The following is a 16,668-nucleotide window of genomic DNA, read 5'->3' as shown; positions in this document are numbered from 1 at the left end:
CGCGACCGCGCGACCTCGGGCACCGGATGCCCAGCGCAATCGCAATCTGAGGAAAGCCGCCAATGTTCATCGCCATGAACCGCTTCAAGGTCGTCAAGGGAGAGGAGGCCGCCTTCGAGGAGATCTGGGCGAGCCGCAAGACCCGCCTCGACGAGATGAAGGGCTTCATCACCTTCCACCTGCTCAAGGGGCCGGAGAAGGAGGATCACACCCTCTACTCCTCGCACACGACCTGGGCCTCCAAGGACGATTTCACCGCCTGGACCAAGTCGGAGCAGTTCCGCGAGTCACATCGCAATGCTGGCCAGCCGCGGCCGAAGCCGCTCTATCTCGGCCATCCCGAGTTCGAGGGTTTCGAGACGGTGCTGAGCGAAAGCAATCCGCATCGGCCTCGCCAGGCGGCAGAGTAAGGGGGCGGGCATGTCGATCTCGCAGGCGAGCGCCGCGGCAGTCCAGGAATTGCCGCCGAGCGACCCGGTGGAACGCGTCAGGCAGGCGCTGGCGGCCAAGCCCGATGGCGTGATCGAGGCCATCGCCCGCGAGGTCGGCGTGCCGACGCTCACGGTGCTGGAGCAGATCCCGGCCGATGAGCGCCATTTCATTCCGGCCGAGCGCTTCGAAGCGCTTTGGCAGGAGATGTCGACCTGGGGCGTCATCCTGTTCCTGGTCCACACCGTCGACGTCGTGCTCGAGGTCGACGGCACCTTGCCGGTCGGCTCGTTCGGCCATGGCTATTACAATATCCATGGCGACAGCCCGATCGGCGGGCATATCAAGGCCGAGAACTGCAAGGCGATCTATCTGGTCGATCGCAAGTTCCATGGCCGCCGCTCCTGCTCGGTGCAGTTCTTCAACGGCGCCGGCGAGGCGATGTTCAAGGTCTTCGTCAAGCGCGACGCGCAGCGCGAGCTGCTCGCCGACCAGGTCACGCGCTTCGAGGCGCTGAAGACGACGTTCAACTGAACATAAGAGGGTGCCATCCCGCGCTCGCTGCAGCATGCAATGCTGCTGCGCAGGTGCGGGACCGTCTGCGGAGAGGGCGCCTCGTTCTGCGCGCGGACCCGTGTCTGCGCGGCAGCATTGCGCGCCGCGGCGCGCACGGGATGACGGCGCCCTGTAACCTCCTAGCCCTCCGGCGCGAATTCGCCTGCGCCGAGCGGGCCGCTGACTCAGTCTGACAGTACGACCGGCAGAATGCGCGCCGCGGGAACGCGAACGCCAACGGCGCGTTGCGGCATTGGGCCAATCCCCAAGCCGAGGCGTTCCCTCCGTATCGAACCGAAGGCTGCGTTGTATGACCAACCATTCCACGATCGCGGCCGGCCGAGCCAAGGCATCGGCCCAGGCGAAATTCGAGAACACCGCCTCATTGCAGGACTGGCGCCGGCAGGTTGCCGATCTCTATGCCGCCGTTCGGGCCATGCCGGCGCAGGCCGGCTGGCAGCATTGGCGCGGCGTGCGCGACCGGCTCTTCCGCGAGCACGCGCAATCGCCGCTGGCGGCGACGCGCAGGGCCCAGTTCGGCGGCATCAACTATTTCGCCTATGATCCCGCGTTGCGCTTCGAGGTCGGGCTGAAACCGGCCGCCGAGCGCGAGATCATCACGGTCGAGGCCGGCAAGGATGGCGCCATGGTGCTGCGGCCCTATGCGCTGACCAACGGGCTCGAAGCCCCGCTCGGCAAGGAGCTGACTCTCTACTGGATCGAAGGCTATGGCGGCGGCACCTTCCTGCCCTTCGGCGACGCGACCAATCGCGAGGAGACTTTTGCGGGCGGCCGCTACCTGCTCGACACGATCAAGAGCGCCGATCTCGGCATTGGGGCCGATGGCAGGACGATCCTCGACTTCAACTTCGCCTATTATCCGTCCTGCGCCTATTCGGAAGCCTGGGTCTGCCCGCTTTCGCCGCCCGAGAATCGCCTGCCCCGTGCCGTCCGCGGCGGCGAGCGCAATCCTTCCGCCTGAGCCGCAAGCCGCGATGCCGTCCTGCTACGGCACGAGCCTTGCCTGGAAGAACCGTCTCGATTCCGGCCTCGACTTGCGTCCGTTGCGGAACCCTCGTTAGCTGCCTTCACCACGCCATCGAAAGGAGGCGAACATGACCTTCGTCAATACACGCTTCGCCAGGACGCTGTTCGCTGCCGCCGCCCTGCTCGTGGCCGGCGTCTCGGGCGCCTATGCCCAGACGATCAAGATCGGCTCGAAGAACTTCACCGAGCAATTCATCGTCGCCGAGCTCTACGCGGCGGCGCTGGAGAACGCCGGCTTCAAGGTCGAGCGCAAGATCAATCTCGGCGGCACCTTGGTGGCGCATGAGGCGCTGAAGAGCGGCGCGATCGACCTCTATCCGGAATATACCGGCACCGGCTTCAACGCTGTGATGAAGGCGACCACGACCGAGACCGACCCGGAGAAGGTGCGCCAGCTGGTCAAGGACTTCTACGAGAAGGAGTTCAAGCTGACCTGGCTGAAGCCGTCCAACATCAATAACGGCTATGCCATCGTCGTCCGGCCCGACACGGCCAAGGAATACAACCTCAAGACCCTCACCGATCTCGGCAAGGTCGCGAACAAGCTCAGCCTCGGCGCGGGCACCGAATTCGTCGACCGCCGCGACGGCATTGCCGGGCTAAAGGAGGTCTACGGCGCCGAGTTCAAGGAATTCAAGCAGTTCGCGGCGCTGCGCCTGCGCTACGAGGCGCTGGCGCAGAAGCAGGTCGATATCGCCAACGGTTTCTCGACCGACTGGCAGATCGCGGCCGAGAAATTCATCGCGCTCGATGACGACAAGGGCCTGTTCCCGCCCTATTTCCTGGCGCCGGTGGTGCGTCCGGAAATCGCCGGCAATGCCAAGATCGTCGAGGCGCTGGAGAAGGTTGGCGCCCTGCTCGACAACCAGACCATGCAGGAGCTGAACCGGCAGGTCGAAGTCGACAAGAAGGAGCCGCGTACGGTCGCGGCCAACTTCCTGAAAGCCAAGGGCCTTGTCCGCTGAGGCATCTCCCTTGCTAATGGAGCGGATGCAGGATCTCGCGCCGCTCGTCGTGACCATCGGAACCGGGCCGCTCTCGCTCGAGGCGGTCCATGCGGTCGCTTATGGCGGGGCGAAGGTCGTGCTCGCGCCGAGCGTAGGCGAGCGGCTGCGTGCCGCGCGTGGCGTGGTCGAGCGCAGCCTGGAGCGCGGCGAGGCGGTCTATGGCCTGACGACCGGGCTCGGCGCCGCCGTCGATACCAGGCTGGCGGCCGATCAGATCGCCGCCTTCCAGCAGCGTGCGGTGCGCGCCAGGGCCGTCGGCGTCGGCCCCTGTCTGACGCGAGCGGAGGTGCGCGCCCTGCTGCTGGCGCGGCTGGCCGGGCTGGCGCGGGGCGCTTCGGGCATCTCGCCGCATTTCGCTGGGACGATCAGCGACATGCTCAATGCCGGTTTGCATCCGCAGGTCAGGCGCATCGGCTCGCTCGGCGAGGCCGATCTGTCCTCGCTCGCGCAGCTCTTCCTGCCGCTTGCCGGCGAGGGTGAGGCGGAATTCGGCGGGCGTGTCCTGCCCGGCCCCGAGGCGATGCGGGCGGCCGGGATCGCGTTGCCCGAATTCGGGCCGAAGGACGGGCTGGCGCTGCTCAATGCCAATGCCGAAAGCGTCGGCCTCGCGGCTCTCGCGCTGCACGAGATGAGGCTGGCGCTGGAGGCGCTGACGGCCGCGGGCGCGCTTTCGCTCGAAGCTTATCGCGCCAATCTCTCGCCGATCGCGGCCGATCTCGTGAGCTTGCGGCCGGTTCCGAGCCAGGTCTCCGGCAGCAACAGACTGCGCATTCTGCTCGCCGGCAGCGACCTGTTCGAACCGGGCGCGGCGCGGCGCGTGCAGGACCCGCTCTCCTTCCGCTGTCTCGCGCCCGTCAACGGCGCGGCGCTCGCGGCCTGGGAGGCGGCGCGCGACCTCGTCGAAATCGAGCTGAACGGCGCTGCCGACAGCCCGGCGGTGTGTGGCGGCGGCATGGCTTCTACCGTAAATTTCGACACGACGGCGCTGGCCCTCGCCCTGGAGGGGCTCGGCCTCGCGGCGGCGCATGCCGCGACCGTCTCCGCCTTCCGCACGGTGAAGCTGATGTCGCCTGCGTCCAGCGACCTGCCGCGCTTCCTGACCCGCCACGGCGGCACGCATGCCGGCTTCGCCACGACGCAGAAGACGGCCTCGGCGCTCGAGGCCGAGATTCGCCGGCTCGCCCAACCTTTCGGCCCGATGACCATGCCGGTCGCCGACGGCGTCGAGGATTATGCGCCGATGACGCCGCGCATCGTCGAGAAGACGGCCGACATCGCCCGGCACCTGCTCAGGCTGGCGGCGATCGAGCTCGCCGTCGCGGCCGAGGCGGTCGACCTGCGCGAGGGCATCAGGCTCGGCGCCGGCACCGGACTCGCCCATGGCTTCGTCCGCCGCCATGTCGCCCGGCTCGACGATGACCGCCCGATGGGGCGCGAATACGAGGCGCTGGCCGCGCGGCTGGGAGCCGGTGAACTCGCCGCGGTGCTCGGGAGCCTGCCGGCATGACCTGGCTCCTCGAAAACTACGATCGCGTCCTCGTCGCGCTCTGGGAGCATATCCAGCTCGTCGGCATCGGCCTGGCGATCTCGCTGGTGGTCGGCCTGCCCCTCGGCATCCTCTCGGCGCGGCGGCCCAAATTCTATCTCGTCGTGCTGCTGATCTCGGGCGCGCTCTATACGGTGCCGGCGCTGGCGATCTTCGCGCTGCTGATCCCATGGCTCGGGCTGGGCTTCGGCCCGGCCATCGTCGCGCTGGTGATGTACGCGCTGCTGATCATCATCCGGAATACCGCGACCGGGCTGCAGGAGGTCTCGCCCGATATTCTCGATGCCGCCGACGGCATGGGCTATGGCCGCTGGCGCCGGCTCTTCGCCATCGAGCTGCCGCTGGCACTGCCGGTCATCATCGCCGGCATCCGCATCACCGTGGTCACCATGGTCTCGGTCGCGACCGTCGCCGCCTTCATCAATGCCGGCGGGCTCGGCGACATCATCTTCCAGGGCATCACCCAGGATTTCGGCGAGAAGGTCGTGGTCGGCGCGGTCGTCACCTCCTTGCTGGCGATCGTCTGCGACGAGCTGTTGCGCCGGCTGGAGCTTCATATGCGCAGCGTCCAGGCGGAGGTGGCCTGATGCTGACCTGGATCAACGCCAATCCAAAAATCTTCTGGACCGCGGTGCAGAACCATCTCTGGCTTTCGACCGTGGCTCTTCTGGCCGTCGTGCTGATCGCGCTGCCACTCGGCCTGGCGCTGACCCGCCATCGCGGCCTCGCCAATCTCGCGATCGCCATTGTCAACATCCTGCGGACGGTGCCGAGCCTGGCGCTGCTCGTGATCATGCTGCCGCTACTCGGCACCGGCTTCCTGCCCTCGGCGGTGGCGCTGGTGCTCTATGGCCTGCCGGCCCTGCTGCTCAACACCTATACCGGCCTCACCGAGGTCGATCGCGACATCGTCGAGGCCGCGCGCGGACAGGGGTTCTCCGACGCTCAGGTGATGACGCGGATCGAGATTCCGCTGGCGCTGCCGGTGATCTTCGCGGGCGTGCGCACGGCGGCGGTGCAGATCGTCTCGGCCGCGACGCTGGCTGCCTTCATCGGCGGAGGCGGGCTCGGCGAGCTGATCACTTCCGGCATGGCCAATTTCAACTTCCCGCAGCTCATCGCAGGCGCCGTCGGCGTCGCCTTGCTGGCGCTGCTGGTCGAGATCATCTTCGCAGGGCTTGAGCGGCTGATGACCAGCTCGGCCCGGATGGGGGCCGCATGACCATTCGCCTCGAAGGCGTCAGCAAGAGCTTTCCGGGAGTCGCGCGCCCCGCGGTCGACAATCTCGACCTCGTGATCGAGACGGGCAAGACCTGCGTGCTAATCGGCCCCTCCGGCTGCGGCAAGACTACGACGATGCGCATGGTCAACCGGCTGATCGAGCCGACATCCGGGCGGATCATGGTCGGGGACGAGGATGTCACCAAGGCCGATCCGGTCCAGCTGCGCCGGCATATCGGCTACGTTATCCAGCAGATCGGCCTCTTCCCGCATATGACCATCGCGGAGAACGTCGCGACCGTGCCGAAGCTGCTGGGCTGGCCGGCGGCGAAGATCAAGGCGCGCGTCGAGGAGATGCTGGCGCTGGTCGGGCTCGAGCCCTCGCAGTTCCTGACGCGTTTTCCGCGCCATCTCTCCGGCGGCCAGCGCCAGCGTGTCGGCGTGGCGCGCGCGCTCGCGGCCGAGCCGCGGGTGATGCTGATGGACGAGCCCTTCGGCGCGGTCGATCCGGTGGTGCGCAGCCGGCTGCAGGACGAGTTCGTCTCGATCCTGCGCCGCCTCGGCAAGACGGTGATCTTCGTCACCCACGATATCGACGAAGCCATCCGCATGGGCGACGTCGTCGCGATCATGCGCGACGGCAAGCTCGTGCAATACGATACGCCGGACCGGCTGCTGGCGGCGCCGGCGGACGCGTTCGTCGCCGATTTCGTCGGGGCCGATGCGGCGCTGCGGCGGCTGTCGCTGGTGAGCGCGGCGGAGGCGCTGGAGCCGCTCGGTGCGACGTCCGGCGCTGTGACGCAGCCGGCGACGGCGAACCTGCGCGGTGTGCTCTCGGCGTTGTTCGCTGCGGGGCAGGAGGTGGCGGTGATCGTCGATGGCGAGGGCCAGCCGATCGGCCAGGTCTCGCTCGCGGCGATCAGGGCGCGCAGCGCGGGGACGGCCTCCACCTGAGGAGGAACAGCGCTCCTTTCCTTCCCGCCTTGCGGGGGAAGGTGGCTCGAAAGGGTCGCGCGACGATTGCCGCGCAACCCTTCAGCCGAGCTCAAGGATAGAGGTCGGCGCGACCCCTCATGCGCCGCTGCCGCGGCACCTTCTCCCGCAAGAGGGAGAAGGGTAAGGACGACTCACCCAGTCGAGGTCTACGCCCCCAACGCCGCCAGCTTCGTCAGATCGACATTCGCCCCGCAGACCAGCACGCCCAAGCGCTCGCCCTGCTTCGGCTTGTAGGCGCCGGAGATCAGGGCGCCGAAGGCCGCCGCGCCGCCGGGCTCGACCGCCAGGCGAAAATCGCGCCAGAGCTGGACCTGCGCCGCGGTGATCGCGGCATCCGCGACCAGCGCGACATGGTCGACCGCATCCTTGCAGACATCGTAGACGAGCTGGCCGACATTGCGGGCGCCGAGCGAATCCGCGGCCACCGAGACGACACTGACATCGGTCGGACCCTTGGCCTCCAGCGCCGCCTGGAGCGCGCGCGAATTCTCCGGCTCGACGCCGACGACCTTGACCTTGCTGCCGGCGAACCAGGCGGCGATCCCCGAGATCAGGCCGCCGCCGCCGACCGCGACGAGAACGGTGTCGAGATCGGGCTCCTGCCCGTCCCACTCATAGCCGAGCGTGCCCTGGCCGGTGATCGTTTCCCTGGCGGCGAAGGGATGGATCTTGAGCGCGCCGGTCTCGGCGACGAAGCGGTCGCAGGCGGCCTGAGCGTCGTCATATTGCGCGCCGCCGACGATGACATCGGCACCGAAGCGCTTGATCGCCTCGATCTTGGCGGCGGGCGAGATCTCGGGGACGAAGATCGTCGCCTTCACGCCGCGCTTGCCGGCGGCATAGGCGACGGCCGCGCCATGGTTGCCACCTGAGGCCGCGGCGACGCCGGCTGCCGGCACGTTGAGCGAAAGCAGGTTGTTGAAGGCGCCGCGCGTCTTGAACGAACCGGCATGCTGCACGCATTCGAGCTTGAGCGAGAGATCGGCGACCGAACCGAGCGCGCCCTGGCCGAGCCGCATCACGGGCGTCACGCGGGCATGGCCGGCGATGCGCTTGGCGGCTTCCTCGATCATCGGGCGGGTGACGGGACGGTCGGACATGGCGGGTTCCTGGGCGGGTGGCCGATCCGGGTCAAAGGTCCAGATCGCGATGGGGAGCCCGTGGCTATCGCGTCCCGGCGGATCGGGGAAGGGCTTTCCGCGCCCGGCCCGGATGTGCCTGGCGACGATCAGGGCCGCGAATGAGTCGAGCGCATCGTCGGCCGCGGCCCCGCGCGGCGGGCGGGTCGTGACGCTCTCGGACGGCAGGCCGGCGGCGATCAGCAGCGCCTGGCGCTCGGCCATGCCGGCTTGATTGATCATGCCCTTGATCTTCTTGGGGTGGGCGAGCGGCGCCCCGCGCATGGTGCGGAAGGCGAGTTCGGGATGGACCTCGTAGATGCGGCTTTGCAGCTCTGGCTCGGCCCGCAGCATGGCGTCGATCTCGCGGATTTTCGGGAAGAGGAAGAAACCCTGCTTCGAGACCTTGCGTGGGGGCTCCGAGGTTTCCAGCGCAAGCCGGCAGGCCTCCCAATAATCCTCCGCATGCACGGCCGTGCGCGAGGGAATGGCGAAGACCGAGGATTGGCGCTCGCCGAGCAGGGACCGCACCGCCTGTTCCGGCCCGCGGCCCGAGCCGACGGTGCGGTCGGGCAGGCCGATCGGCATGTCCACCGCGATCAACGTGGGCGCGTCCGGACCGGCGAGGAGATCGGCGAGGTGTGGAACGACGCGCAGGACCGGCCTCGCCGGTTGACCATCGTTCATCAGTGCCGCGATCCAGCCCGCCTTGCAGCCATCGACTCCGGCGATCCAGGCCATCCGTCATACCCTCTTCATCGTTCGGCGAGTCGATGTTGCATTGCGAAGCCATCTGGTGTGCATTGCACCAGCTGGGGCTGCACGATCGTTTCAGGAGTGATCGCATGACCGAGATCCGCCCGCGTCGCAGTGTTCTTTATATGCCCGGTTCGAATGCGCGTGCGCTGGAAAAGGCGCGCGAGATCGCGGCCGACGCGCTGATCCTCGATCTCGAGGACGCGGTCGCGCCCGATACCAAGGAACTGGCGCGCGATCAGGTCTGCGCCGCCGTCAAGGCCGGCGGCTATGGCAGGCGCGAGCTGGTGATCCGCGTCAACGGCGCCGACACGCCCTGGTTCGAGGCTGATCTCGCGGCGGCGACCGAGGCCAAGCCGGATGCGATCCTGGTCCCAAAAATCTCCTCGGCGGAAGCCCTGCAGCGTATCGGCAACCAATTGATCGGGCTCTGGGCCGATCCGGAGATCAAGATCTGGGCGATGATCGAGACGCCGCTCGCCATTCTCGACGCTGAGCGCATCGCGCGCGCCGCGCATGTGCCGGCGACGCGGCTCGCCTGCTTCGTGCTCGGCACCAATGATCTCGCCAAGGAGACCCGGGCCCGCTTCGTGCCGGGCCGGGCGCCGATGCTGCCCTGGCTGACCACGGCGATCCTTGCCGCCCGTGCCCATGGCATCGACGTGATCGACGGCGTCTATAACGACATCAAGGACGAGGCAGGCTTCATCGCCGAATGCGAGCAGGGCCGCGATCTCGGCTTCGACGGCAAGACGCTGATCCACCCCGCACAGGTCTCGCCGGCCAATGCGGCCTTTGCACCAGATGAAAGCGAGCTGACGCGGGCCAAGGCGATCATCGCCGCCTTCCAGCAGCCGGAGAATGCCGACAAGGGCGCGATCCAGCTCGATGGCCGCATGGTCGAGCGGCTGCATGCGGAAATGGCGAGGCGGGTGGTGGCGCTGGCGGACGCGATCGCGGCCTGAGACCGCTCGATACGTCTACTGGCGAGGCCGTCTGACGCGGCTGTCTGCGCCTCCGGTGCTCACGGACCGATGTCCGCTCCGCTCCGGTTCTCGACAGCCACGCCAGTCGACTCACGCCAGCGACGTCTCAAGCGATCTCAGGGGGCGGTGGGTGAACCGGGCTCAGTCCTTGGCCTTCTTCGCCCGCTCGATGCCTTCGACGATGAGCTGCTTGGCCTTGTCGGCGTCGCCCCAGCCCAAAAGCTTCACCCATTTGCCGGGCTCGAGATCCTTGTAGTGCTCGAAGAAGTGCTGGATCTGGTCGAGCGTGATCTGCGGCAGGTCGGTGTAGTTATGGACGTTCTGGTAGCGCTTGGTCAGCTTCGGCACGGGCACGGCGAGGATCTTCTCGTCGCCGCCGGCCTCGTCCTGCATCATCATCACGCCGATCGGGCGGACTGCGATGTAGGAGCCGGGGATCAACGGGCGGGTATTGGCGACGAGCACGTCGCAAGGGTCGCCGTCTTCCGAGAGGGTGTGGGGGATGAAGCCGTAATTCCCGGGATAGCGCATCGGGGTGTAAAGGAAGCGGTCGACGAAGAGCGTGCCGGCTGCCTTGTCCATCTCGTACTTGATCGGTTCGCCGCCAATCGCCACCTCGATGACCACATTGACTTCTTCGGGCGGGTTCTTGCCGATCGGAATGGCGTCCAGACGCATGGATAATCCTTGTGCTGCGTTTAGCTGGCGCGCCTTATGCGCGCTGGCGAAGAAAAGGCCAAGCCCTTGCTGCTGCGGACTTCTGCCATTGCCGTAGCGGGCCATGGCGGATTTGCGCGGCATCGCCCGCGCTGGTATCGGCAATTCATGACAATGGAAGAGATGATCAGGTGCTGAACCGGTTGCGCCCCGATGCCGAGCGCTATCAGCGGCGCATGGCGCGCATCGCCCGCTGGGACAGGCCCTTGTCCGGCAGGTTCGACCGGGTGCGCGCCTGGACCAATATGCTGCTGGTCGACCACGGCATCTTCAGGCTCGCCTATCTCAACGCACATCGCGTGACGCCGCGGCTCTGGCGGGCGGCGCAGCCGGCGCCGACCGATATCGCCTGGTTCGCACGACAGGGCGTGAAGACGATCGTCAACCTGCGCGGCGGGCGTGAGCACGGCGCCTGGCCGCTGCAGCGCGAGGCCTGCGAGCGCCACGGCATTGCGCTGGTCGAATTCGTGCTGCGCTCGCGCGGTGCGCCGGAGCGCGAGACCATTCTGGATGCCAAGGCCTTTTTCCAGACCCTGGCCGAACCGGCGCTGGTGCATTGCAAATCGGGCGCCGACCGCGCCGGCTTCTTCTCGGCGCTCTACCTGCTTATCCACGAGAACCGGCCACTCGACGAGGCGATGGGCCAACTCTCGCTGCGCTACGGCCATTTCCGCTTCGCCAAGACCGGGATTCTCGACGCTTTCTTCGAGGCCTATCGCGACGAGGGCGCGGCCAAGGGCATCGCCTTCCTCGACTGGGTCGAGCACCATTATGATCCGGCCCGGCTGGAGCGGGACTTCAAGACGGGCTTCCTGTCGTCGCTGCTGGCCGACCGGCTGATCCGGCGCGAATAGCCTTGGATCACGCGGCGATCTGATCGGATCCGGCTCTAGCGCGTCGCAGCAGGCGCGGCGGCGAAGTCACCGCTGCCGAGCCGCGTCCAGGCGAACTGGACATGGGCGAACATGCGCGCCATCGAGACCAGGCCGATGGCGCAAAGCAAGGCCATCGAGAGCGTGCCGAACCAGAGCATGACCAGTCCGGCGACGACGAGCGCGACGGCATTGGTCGCCAGCTGGCGATGCGGATAGCGCGACAGCGTCGCGATCTCGTGCAGCGGCATCACCAGGGCGGAGCCGCCATAGAACAGCGCCAGGGCGGCGACGACATGGCCGATACCCTCCCATTGCGTGCCGTCGAGCACGAAATCCGCGACGACGGAGAAGAGCGCGATCCCGGCGAAGAGCGCAGCGGCGACCGCGACCAAGCACAGCGTAATGAAGCGCGCCGTCCGTTGGCGATCCTGCTCGTCCTGCTTGCGCAGATTGTTCATGGCGAGCGGGACGGAGACGGTGGCGAACATCTGCGTCGGCATTTCCAGCAGCCGCATGGCCAGCGCGACATGGGCGGCGAGGATGGGATTGCTGGCGAGCGGCATCGCCAGCAATGGCGCGGCCATGAAGCTGAAGGAGAGCAGCGCCGAGGGCAGCAGGATGCGGGGCGCTGTGCGCCAGCGCAGCATCGATTTACGCAGTTCCGGCTTCGACCATTGCGAGGGCTCGACGAGCTGGAAGAGTGCGCGGCGCCGGCGCCAGGCGAGATAGAGCGCGGCGAAGGCGTGGCCGAACGCATCGGCCGCGAACAGCGCGACCGAGGTCGGGCCGAGCGGCCAGATCAGCAGGATCATCATACCCGGCTGCACCAGCGCCTGGACGATGCCGATGCTGCCGACGGTAGCGAAATCGCCCTCGGCGGTCGCCTCGGCGATGATCAGCCGGATCATCGCGCGGCTCGCGAGCGAGATCATGAACAATGCGCCGAAGCCGCGCAGGATCCAGCCTTCGGTGGCCGCAAAGAGCACGGCGATCGTCATGCCGCACAGGAAGAGGGTGCCGGCGGCAAGCGCCAGCCGGAAGGCCTGGCCGAGGTGCTTGCGGTCGCTGTTCTGGAAAAACACCGCCTCGAAGCGCAGCAGGGCTGCGATGGAGACAAAATTGGCCAGGGTCGAGAAGATCGCGAAATCGGCGAAGACCTGGGCCGGGCACAAGGCAGCAGCCAGCAGCAGGCCCCAGACCGAGAGGAAGCGCGCCTGGAGGAAGCGCAGCCCGAGCATCAGGCCGGAGCGTAACCCGGGGCGGGTCGCGAGCCTGGCGCCGGCCTCGGAGAGCGATGGCAATCGGAGGGACGTGCGGTCGAGCGCAAGTTCAGCGGCCATATCCACATCACCTGTCGGGATGCCGGACAAGCTGGTGTCGCTGAGATCCCGGTCGTCGCGACGGCTCGACGAGGCCTGGGCAGGATCGGAGGCTGCGATCACAGCAGGACTTCGTGCCCGTCACAGTGCGCAAACATGGTTAACAAATCCTTGATGCGCCGCATGCCCTGCCGAGGTCCTTGGAACGAACGACCTCTGATTGTCCGGAGTTGTGGCCAAAAGGAGGCCTTGCTTAACCCCGCCAGGGGGCGGATCCAGACGTTATTGCGTCGGGCGGCGCCAGCGTCCACTCTCCAGTTTCGCTTCCATCAGAGACAATCACCGTGCCGCACGCCCCGATCCATATTGACTTCCTCAACGCGCTCGATGTCGAGGCCCTGGCGTTGACGGATCAGGAGATCATCGCCGCAGTCGAAACCGGGCTTGCGGCGCAGGGTCGCAAGGAAACGGTGATCGAGCCGCGCATGCATTTGCAGCCGGGCGCTGCGAATGGTCATTTCAACGTTCTGCGAGGGGCGTTCCGGGCGCCGATCAACCTTGCCGGCGTCAAGGTGATCGGCGATTTCGTCGACAATTACAAAGAAGGCCTGCCATCCGAGCTCGGGCTCCTGCTGCTGATGGACCCTGGCAACGGCGTGCCGAAGGCGATCATCGACGGTAGCCACCTCACCGATATGCGCACAGGTGCGGTCACGGCCATCGGCGCGAAATATCTGGCGCGCAAGGGTTCAAAGGTGCTGGCCCATGTCGGGGCGCGCGGCACGGCCTATTGGAACGTGCGCCTGCTCGATTCCCTCTTCGATTTCGACGAGATCCGCGTGCATTCGCGCCGCAAGGAAAGCCGCGACGCCTTCGGCGCGAAGCTCGCCGCCGATCGCGGCAAGACGATCACGGTGACCGAGGATTGGCGCTCCTGCGTCGAGGGCGCCGATATCGTCGTCGAGGCCTCGCGGCTGAACGCGCCCGAGCCGATGCTCAGGACGGAGTGGATCAAGCCGGGGGCCTTCGTCGTGCCCTATGGCACGATGAGCGCGGTCGAGCTCTCGCTGACCGATATCATGAGCAAGCTCGTGGTCGATGATTGGGGCCAGTGCAAATCCGGCCAGTTCGGCTCGTTGCGTGCCCATGTCGAGGCCGGCAAGCTCTCGGAGGCGACACTCCATGCCGAGATGGGCGAGATCGTCGCCGGGCTGAAACCCGGTCGCGAGTGCGAGGACGAGACCATCCTGTTCTGGCATCGCGGGTTGTCGCTGTCGGATATCGCGCTCGGCCATTTCATGCTGGAAAAGGCGGCTCGGCTCGGGCTCGGCCAGCGGCTGCGCTACGCGTGAGTGCCGACCATGTCGCGAATGCGCGCATGTACGCGGTCGACCCGGCCGTGCGCGCGGCCTGGGCCGAGCTGTTCGGATGGGTTTCCCATGCTTCCGGCGTCCCGCTCACGGTGATCGACCATGCCGCGCCGGCGCCGCTCGAAGAGCTCTGGCGGCGTGGTGATCTCGGACTCGCCTTCATCTGCGGCTATCCATTCGCGAGCGGCGGCTTTCCTGTGCAGCCGGTGGCGGCGCCCGTGCCTGCCTCCAGCCTCGCGGCCGGACGGCCTTTCTATGCCTCGCATCTTGTCGTGCGCGCGGAGAGCCCGATTGACTCGCTGGCCGGAAGTTTTGGCAAGCGCCTCGGCTGGACGGTCGAGCATTCGCAATCGGGCTTCAACGCGCTGCGAAGCCACCTCCTGCGTCATCGGCGGGAGGGCGAGCGGCTGTATTCCGAGAGCCTCGGCCCCCTCGTCACTCCCCGCCGGGTGATCGAGGCCGTGCTTGCCGACGAGATCGATATCGGCCCGCTCGATTCCTATTTCCATGATCTGCTGCTCGCGCATGAACCTGCGACCGCCGCCCGATTGCGGATCGTCGAGACGACGGAAGCGCGGCCGATGCCGCTCCTGGTCGCCGCGGATAGTGCCGAGCCGGCCGTCGTCGAAAGGCTTCGTGACGCGCTGCTGGCCATGGCGGAGGACGCCGCCGCAGCTCCCTTGCTAGCGCGCTTGTGCCTGCGTGGTTTCGCGCCGGTCGAACGCGAGGCTTACGGAATCTTGCTGGACGAGGCGTGGGAGGCACAGGCCGCCGGTTACCTCATGCCGGGCTGAGCGTTCCGCAGAGGCATCCAGGAAGGGGAAGCTCACGCTGCCAGCCGCGGCGCCGCCATTTCCTCGCGCAGCGCCTCGGCAAAGCGCAGCGCCGCGGCGCTGGGCTGCGGCCCGATGATCAGCCCGACCGAGAGCTCGAAGAGCGGCGGCAGCCCTTCCGCAGCCCCGAGCCGGCGCAGGCTCGGCGGGATCGCGCTTTCGGTGATCGCCGTGACGCAAAATCCCGCCTCCACCGCCGAGAGCACGCCCGAGGTATGCGAGGAGGAAAAGACCAGCCGGTGCGCCTTCCCGGCCGCATCGAGCGCCGCGAGGATGCGCGGCCGCGCCCGGCAGCCGTCGGAGAACAGGGCGAGCGGCAGCGCCTCCTGCAATTCCGGCCGGTGCCCGCGCGCCGCGACCCAGACCAGCGGCTCGCGCCGGAGCACCTCGCCCTTCGGCCGCGACGGATCCTGCGTCACCACCGCGAGATCGAACTCGCCCGAAGCCAGCGCCGGCTCGATATTGCGCGAGAGGTCGCAGCGCAGTTCCAGTTCGACGCGCGGATGCTCGGCGGCGAAACGCGCGATCAGCGGCCGCAGGTAGGCGTCGACATAGTCGTCGGGGATGCCGATGCGCAGCCGCCCCGCCGTCGCCGCCCCGCCGAGTTCGGCCAAGGCCTCGCGCTCGACCGCCAGCAGCCGGCGCGCATGCGCGATCAGCCGCTCGCCGGCATCGGTCGGCGTCACGCCGCGGCGGGAGCGCTCCAGCAGCTTCTGGCCGAGCTGGTTTTCCAGGTCCTGGATGCGGGCCGAGATCGCCGATTGCGTCCGGCCGAGCCTGGCGCTGGCGGCGGTGAATCCGCCCGCTTCAGCCACCGCGACCAGCATGTCGAGCGCCGCCAGATCGAAATGCGTGGTCATGCGAAGCTCCATCGGATTTTCGAATGGAGCGATGAGAATAATCCGTTTTTCTTGTCGACGGAAGCTCACTATATCCCCGGCAATCACACGCGGATTTGCCCCGATGACCACGTCCGATCTCGCCCTGACGCGCCCGACAGTCCCCAGTCCGGCGATGTTCCTCGCCCTGTTGACCGGCGCGACCTGCATCGGCTTTTCCGGCGTCTTCGTGCGCTTCGCCGATGTCGGCCCGGCCGCTGCCGGGTTCTGGCGCATGATCTTTGCGCTGCCCGTGCTCGCCGCCTGGATGGCGCTGGAGCGGCGCAGATCCGTCGCCGGCACCGTGCGCTCCGCTGCCTGGGGGCCGATCGCGCTGGCCGGCCTCGCCTTCGCTGTTGATGTCACCCTCTACAATGCCTCGCTCGGCTTCACCTCGATCGCCAATGCCTCGCTGCTCGGCAATCTCTCGCCGGTCGTCGTCGTCATCGGCGGCTGGCTGCTGCTCGGCGAGACCATCACGCGGCGCATTCTCGGTGCGCTCCTGCTCGCCATCGGTGGCGCCGTGCTGCTCGTGCTGCCGAAATTCGCCGCCGGCTCAGCCACCCCGGCCAGTGCCGCGGGCACGTTCGGCGATACGCTCGCGATCGGCGCGGCCGTCGCCTATGCCGGCTACATTCTCGCCATCCGCCGCGCCCGCGATCTCGCCGATGCCGGCCGCATCGGCCTGGTCTCCAGCGCGCTCTGCGCCGTCTTCTGCCTGGCGACGGCGCTCGTCCTCGGCGAGACGATCGTGCCGCAGTCGCTGCAGGGCTGGCTGGCGGTCGCCGCGCTCGGCCTCGTCTCGCATGCGCTCGGCCAGGGCCTGATCACGCTCTCGCTCGGCCAATACGGCGCCGGCGCCGCCTCGCTGGTGATGGTCTACCCGGCGCTGGTCAGCGTGCTCGCCGCCTGGGCGATCTTCGCCGAGCAGCCCTCGCCCGCGCAGGCTTTTGGTGGTGTGGCGATTCTGGCGGCAGTCCTGCTGGTGCGGCGAGGGTGAGTAGCGGCAGTCGGC

The 16,668-nt window shown here is 67.6% G+C and carries 17 protein-coding genes; 13 read left to right on the top strand and 4 right to left on the bottom strand.

What is annotated here, in order from left to right:
• The first annotated feature begins 62 nt into the window (after positions 1-62).
• From hmuQ to EV560_RS12880, 8 genes are all read left to right on the top strand, one after another.
• Complete coding sequence (hmuQ, locus tag EV560_RS12915) at positions 63-410, top strand: heme-degrading protein HmuQ (protein ID WP_131856129.1); 348 nt, start codon at positions 63-65, stop codon at positions 408-410.
• Positions 411-420: 10 nt separating this feature from the next.
• Positions 421-963 (top strand): heme utilization cystosolic carrier protein HutX, encoded by a 543-nt coding sequence (hutX, locus tag EV560_RS12910; RefSeq protein ID WP_131856128.1) that lies wholly within the window; start codon positions 421-423, stop codon positions 961-963.
• 331 nt (positions 964-1,294) lie between these two features.
• Positions 1,295-1,966 carry a DUF1684 domain-containing protein gene (locus EV560_RS12905; RefSeq protein ID WP_131856127.1) on the top strand — a complete coding sequence of 224 codons (672 nt, stop codon included), beginning with the start codon at positions 1,295-1,297 and terminating at the stop codon, positions 1,964-1,966.
• Positions 1,967-2,099: 133 nt separating this feature from the next.
• Entirely contained in the window at positions 2,100-2,996 is an 897-nt protein-coding gene (locus EV560_RS12900; protein ID WP_131856126.1) for a glycine betaine ABC transporter substrate-binding protein, read from the top strand.
• A gap of 25 nt (positions 2,997-3,021) precedes the next feature.
• Positions 3,022-4,545 carry an aromatic amino acid lyase gene (locus EV560_RS12895; protein WP_207908010.1) on the top strand — a complete coding sequence of 508 codons (1,524 nt, stop codon included), beginning with the start codon at positions 3,022-3,024 and terminating at the stop codon, positions 4,543-4,545.
• Complete coding sequence (locus tag EV560_RS12890; RefSeq protein ID WP_131856125.1) at positions 4,542-5,171, top strand: ABC transporter permease; 630 nt, start codon at positions 4,542-4,544, stop codon at positions 5,169-5,171. The genes EV560_RS12895 and EV560_RS12890 overlap by 4 nt, the downstream gene beginning before the upstream one ends.
• A complete protein-coding gene (locus tag EV560_RS12885) occupies positions 5,171-5,806 on the top strand; it encodes an ABC transporter permease (protein WP_131856124.1) in 636 nt (211 codons plus the stop codon). The genes EV560_RS12890 and EV560_RS12885 overlap by 1 nt, the downstream gene beginning before the upstream one ends.
• Complete coding sequence (locus tag EV560_RS12880) at positions 5,803-6,759, top strand: ABC transporter ATP-binding protein (RefSeq protein WP_131856123.1); 957 nt, start codon at positions 5,803-5,805, stop codon at positions 6,757-6,759. The genes EV560_RS12885 and EV560_RS12880 overlap by 4 nt, the downstream gene beginning before the upstream one ends.
• A gap of 188 nt (positions 6,760-6,947) precedes the next feature.
• Here the strand turns inward: EV560_RS12880 and EV560_RS36780 are convergent, their stop codons facing one another.
• On the bottom strand, positions 6,948-8,660 hold the full coding sequence (locus EV560_RS36780; protein ID WP_131856122.1) for a serine/threonine dehydratase: 1,713 nt from the start codon (positions 8,658-8,660) through the stop codon (positions 6,948-6,950).
• A gap of 104 nt (positions 8,661-8,764) precedes the next feature.
• On the opposite strand from EV560_RS36780, the gene EV560_RS12870 reads away from it, so the two are divergent.
• Positions 8,765-9,640 (top strand): HpcH/HpaI aldolase/citrate lyase family protein, encoded by an 876-nt coding sequence (locus EV560_RS12870; protein ID WP_131856121.1) that lies wholly within the window; start codon positions 8,765-8,767, stop codon positions 9,638-9,640.
• A gap of 162 nt (positions 9,641-9,802) precedes the next feature.
• Here the strand turns inward: EV560_RS12870 and ppa are convergent, their stop codons facing one another.
• The gene (gene ppa, locus EV560_RS12865; protein ID WP_131856120.1) at positions 9,803-10,339 is read right to left on the bottom strand and encodes an inorganic diphosphatase; all 537 of its coding nucleotides are present in this window, start codon (positions 10,337-10,339) and stop codon (positions 9,803-9,805) included.
• A 170-nt stretch (positions 10,340-10,509) separates the two neighbouring features.
• On the opposite strand from ppa, the gene EV560_RS12860 reads away from it, so the two are divergent.
• On the top strand, positions 10,510-11,232 hold the full coding sequence (locus EV560_RS12860; protein WP_465247002.1) for a fused DSP-PTPase phosphatase/NAD kinase-like protein: 723 nt from the start codon (positions 10,510-10,512) through the stop codon (positions 11,230-11,232).
• 35 nt (positions 11,233-11,267) lie between these two features.
• Here the strand turns inward: EV560_RS12860 and EV560_RS12855 are convergent, their stop codons facing one another.
• Complete coding sequence (locus EV560_RS12855) at positions 11,268-12,593, bottom strand: polysaccharide biosynthesis protein (RefSeq protein WP_131856119.1); 1,326 nt, start codon at positions 12,591-12,593, stop codon at positions 11,268-11,270.
• A gap of 323 nt (positions 12,594-12,916) precedes the next feature.
• Between EV560_RS12855 and EV560_RS12850 the strand changes: the two genes are divergently transcribed.
• Entirely contained in the window at positions 12,917-13,924 is a 1,008-nt protein-coding gene (locus EV560_RS12850) for an ornithine cyclodeaminase family protein (protein WP_207908009.1), read from the top strand.
• Between the two features lie 26 nt (positions 13,925-13,950).
• On the top strand, positions 13,951-14,736 hold the full coding sequence (locus EV560_RS12845; RefSeq protein WP_131856117.1) for a phosphate/phosphite/phosphonate ABC transporter substrate-binding protein: 786 nt from the start codon (positions 13,951-13,953) through the stop codon (positions 14,734-14,736).
• A gap of 32 nt (positions 14,737-14,768) precedes the next feature.
• Here EV560_RS12845 and EV560_RS12840 read toward each other — a convergent pair whose 3' ends face one another.
• Complete coding sequence (locus EV560_RS12840; RefSeq protein ID WP_131856116.1) at positions 14,769-15,635, bottom strand: LysR family transcriptional regulator; 867 nt, start codon at positions 15,633-15,635, stop codon at positions 14,769-14,771.
• Positions 15,636-15,738: 103 nt separating this feature from the next.
• Here EV560_RS12840 and EV560_RS12835 point away from each other — a divergent pair, with 103 nt between their 5' ends.
• Complete coding sequence (locus EV560_RS12835) at positions 15,739-16,653, top strand: DMT family transporter (RefSeq protein ID WP_165923438.1); 915 nt, start codon at positions 15,739-15,741, stop codon at positions 16,651-16,653.
• The last annotated feature ends 15 nt before the right edge of the window (positions 16,654-16,668 follow it).

Origin of the sequence: Allobosea sp. BK604, assembly GCF_004341515.1 — a bacterium.
Classification (GTDB): domain Bacteria; phylum Pseudomonadota; class Alphaproteobacteria; order Rhizobiales; family Beijerinckiaceae; genus Allobosea.
Note: the sequence above shows the minus strand (reverse complement) of the source record. Positions and strands in the feature narration are given on the sequence as shown.

Coding starts and splice junctions, on each gene's coding strand:
- hmuQ (WP_131856129.1), top strand. CDS start 63: ATGTTCATCGCCATGAACCGCTTCAAGGTCGTCAAGGGAGAGGAGGCC.
- hutX (WP_131856128.1), top strand. CDS start 421: ATGTCGATCTCGCAGGCGAGCGCCGCGGCAGTCCAGGAATTGCCGCCG.
- EV560_RS12905 (WP_131856127.1), top strand. CDS start 1,295: ATGACCAACCATTCCACGATCGCGGCCGGCCGAGCCAAGGCATCGGCC.
- EV560_RS12900 (WP_131856126.1), top strand. CDS start 2,100: ATGACCTTCGTCAATACACGCTTCGCCAGGACGCTGTTCGCTGCCGCC.
- EV560_RS12895 (WP_207908010.1), top strand. CDS start 3,022: ATGCAGGATCTCGCGCCGCTCGTCGTGACCATCGGAACCGGGCCGCTC.
- EV560_RS12890 (WP_131856125.1), top strand. CDS start 4,542: ATGACCTGGCTCCTCGAAAACTACGATCGCGTCCTCGTCGCGCTCTGG.
- EV560_RS12885 (WP_131856124.1), top strand. CDS start 5,171: ATGCTGACCTGGATCAACGCCAATCCAAAAATCTTCTGGACCGCGGTG.
- EV560_RS12880 (WP_131856123.1), top strand. CDS start 5,803: ATGACCATTCGCCTCGAAGGCGTCAGCAAGAGCTTTCCGGGAGTCGCG.
- EV560_RS36780 (WP_131856122.1), bottom strand. CDS start 8,660: ATGGCCTGGATCGCCGGAGTCGATGGCTGCAAGGCGGGCTGGATCGCG.
- EV560_RS12870 (WP_131856121.1), top strand. CDS start 8,765: ATGACCGAGATCCGCCCGCGTCGCAGTGTTCTTTATATGCCCGGTTCG.
- ppa (WP_131856120.1), bottom strand. CDS start 10,339: ATGCGTCTGGACGCCATTCCGATCGGCAAGAACCCGCCCGAAGAAGTC.
- EV560_RS12855 (WP_131856119.1), bottom strand. CDS start 12,593: ATGGCCGCTGAACTTGCGCTCGACCGCACGTCCCTCCGATTGCCATCG.
- EV560_RS12845 (WP_131856117.1), top strand. CDS start 13,951: ATGTACGCGGTCGACCCGGCCGTGCGCGCGGCCTGGGCCGAGCTGTTC.
- EV560_RS12840 (WP_131856116.1), bottom strand. CDS start 15,635: ATGACCACGCATTTCGATCTGGCGGCGCTCGACATGCTGGTCGCGGTG.
- EV560_RS12835 (WP_165923438.1), top strand. CDS start 15,739: ATGACCACGTCCGATCTCGCCCTGACGCGCCCGACAGTCCCCAGTCCG.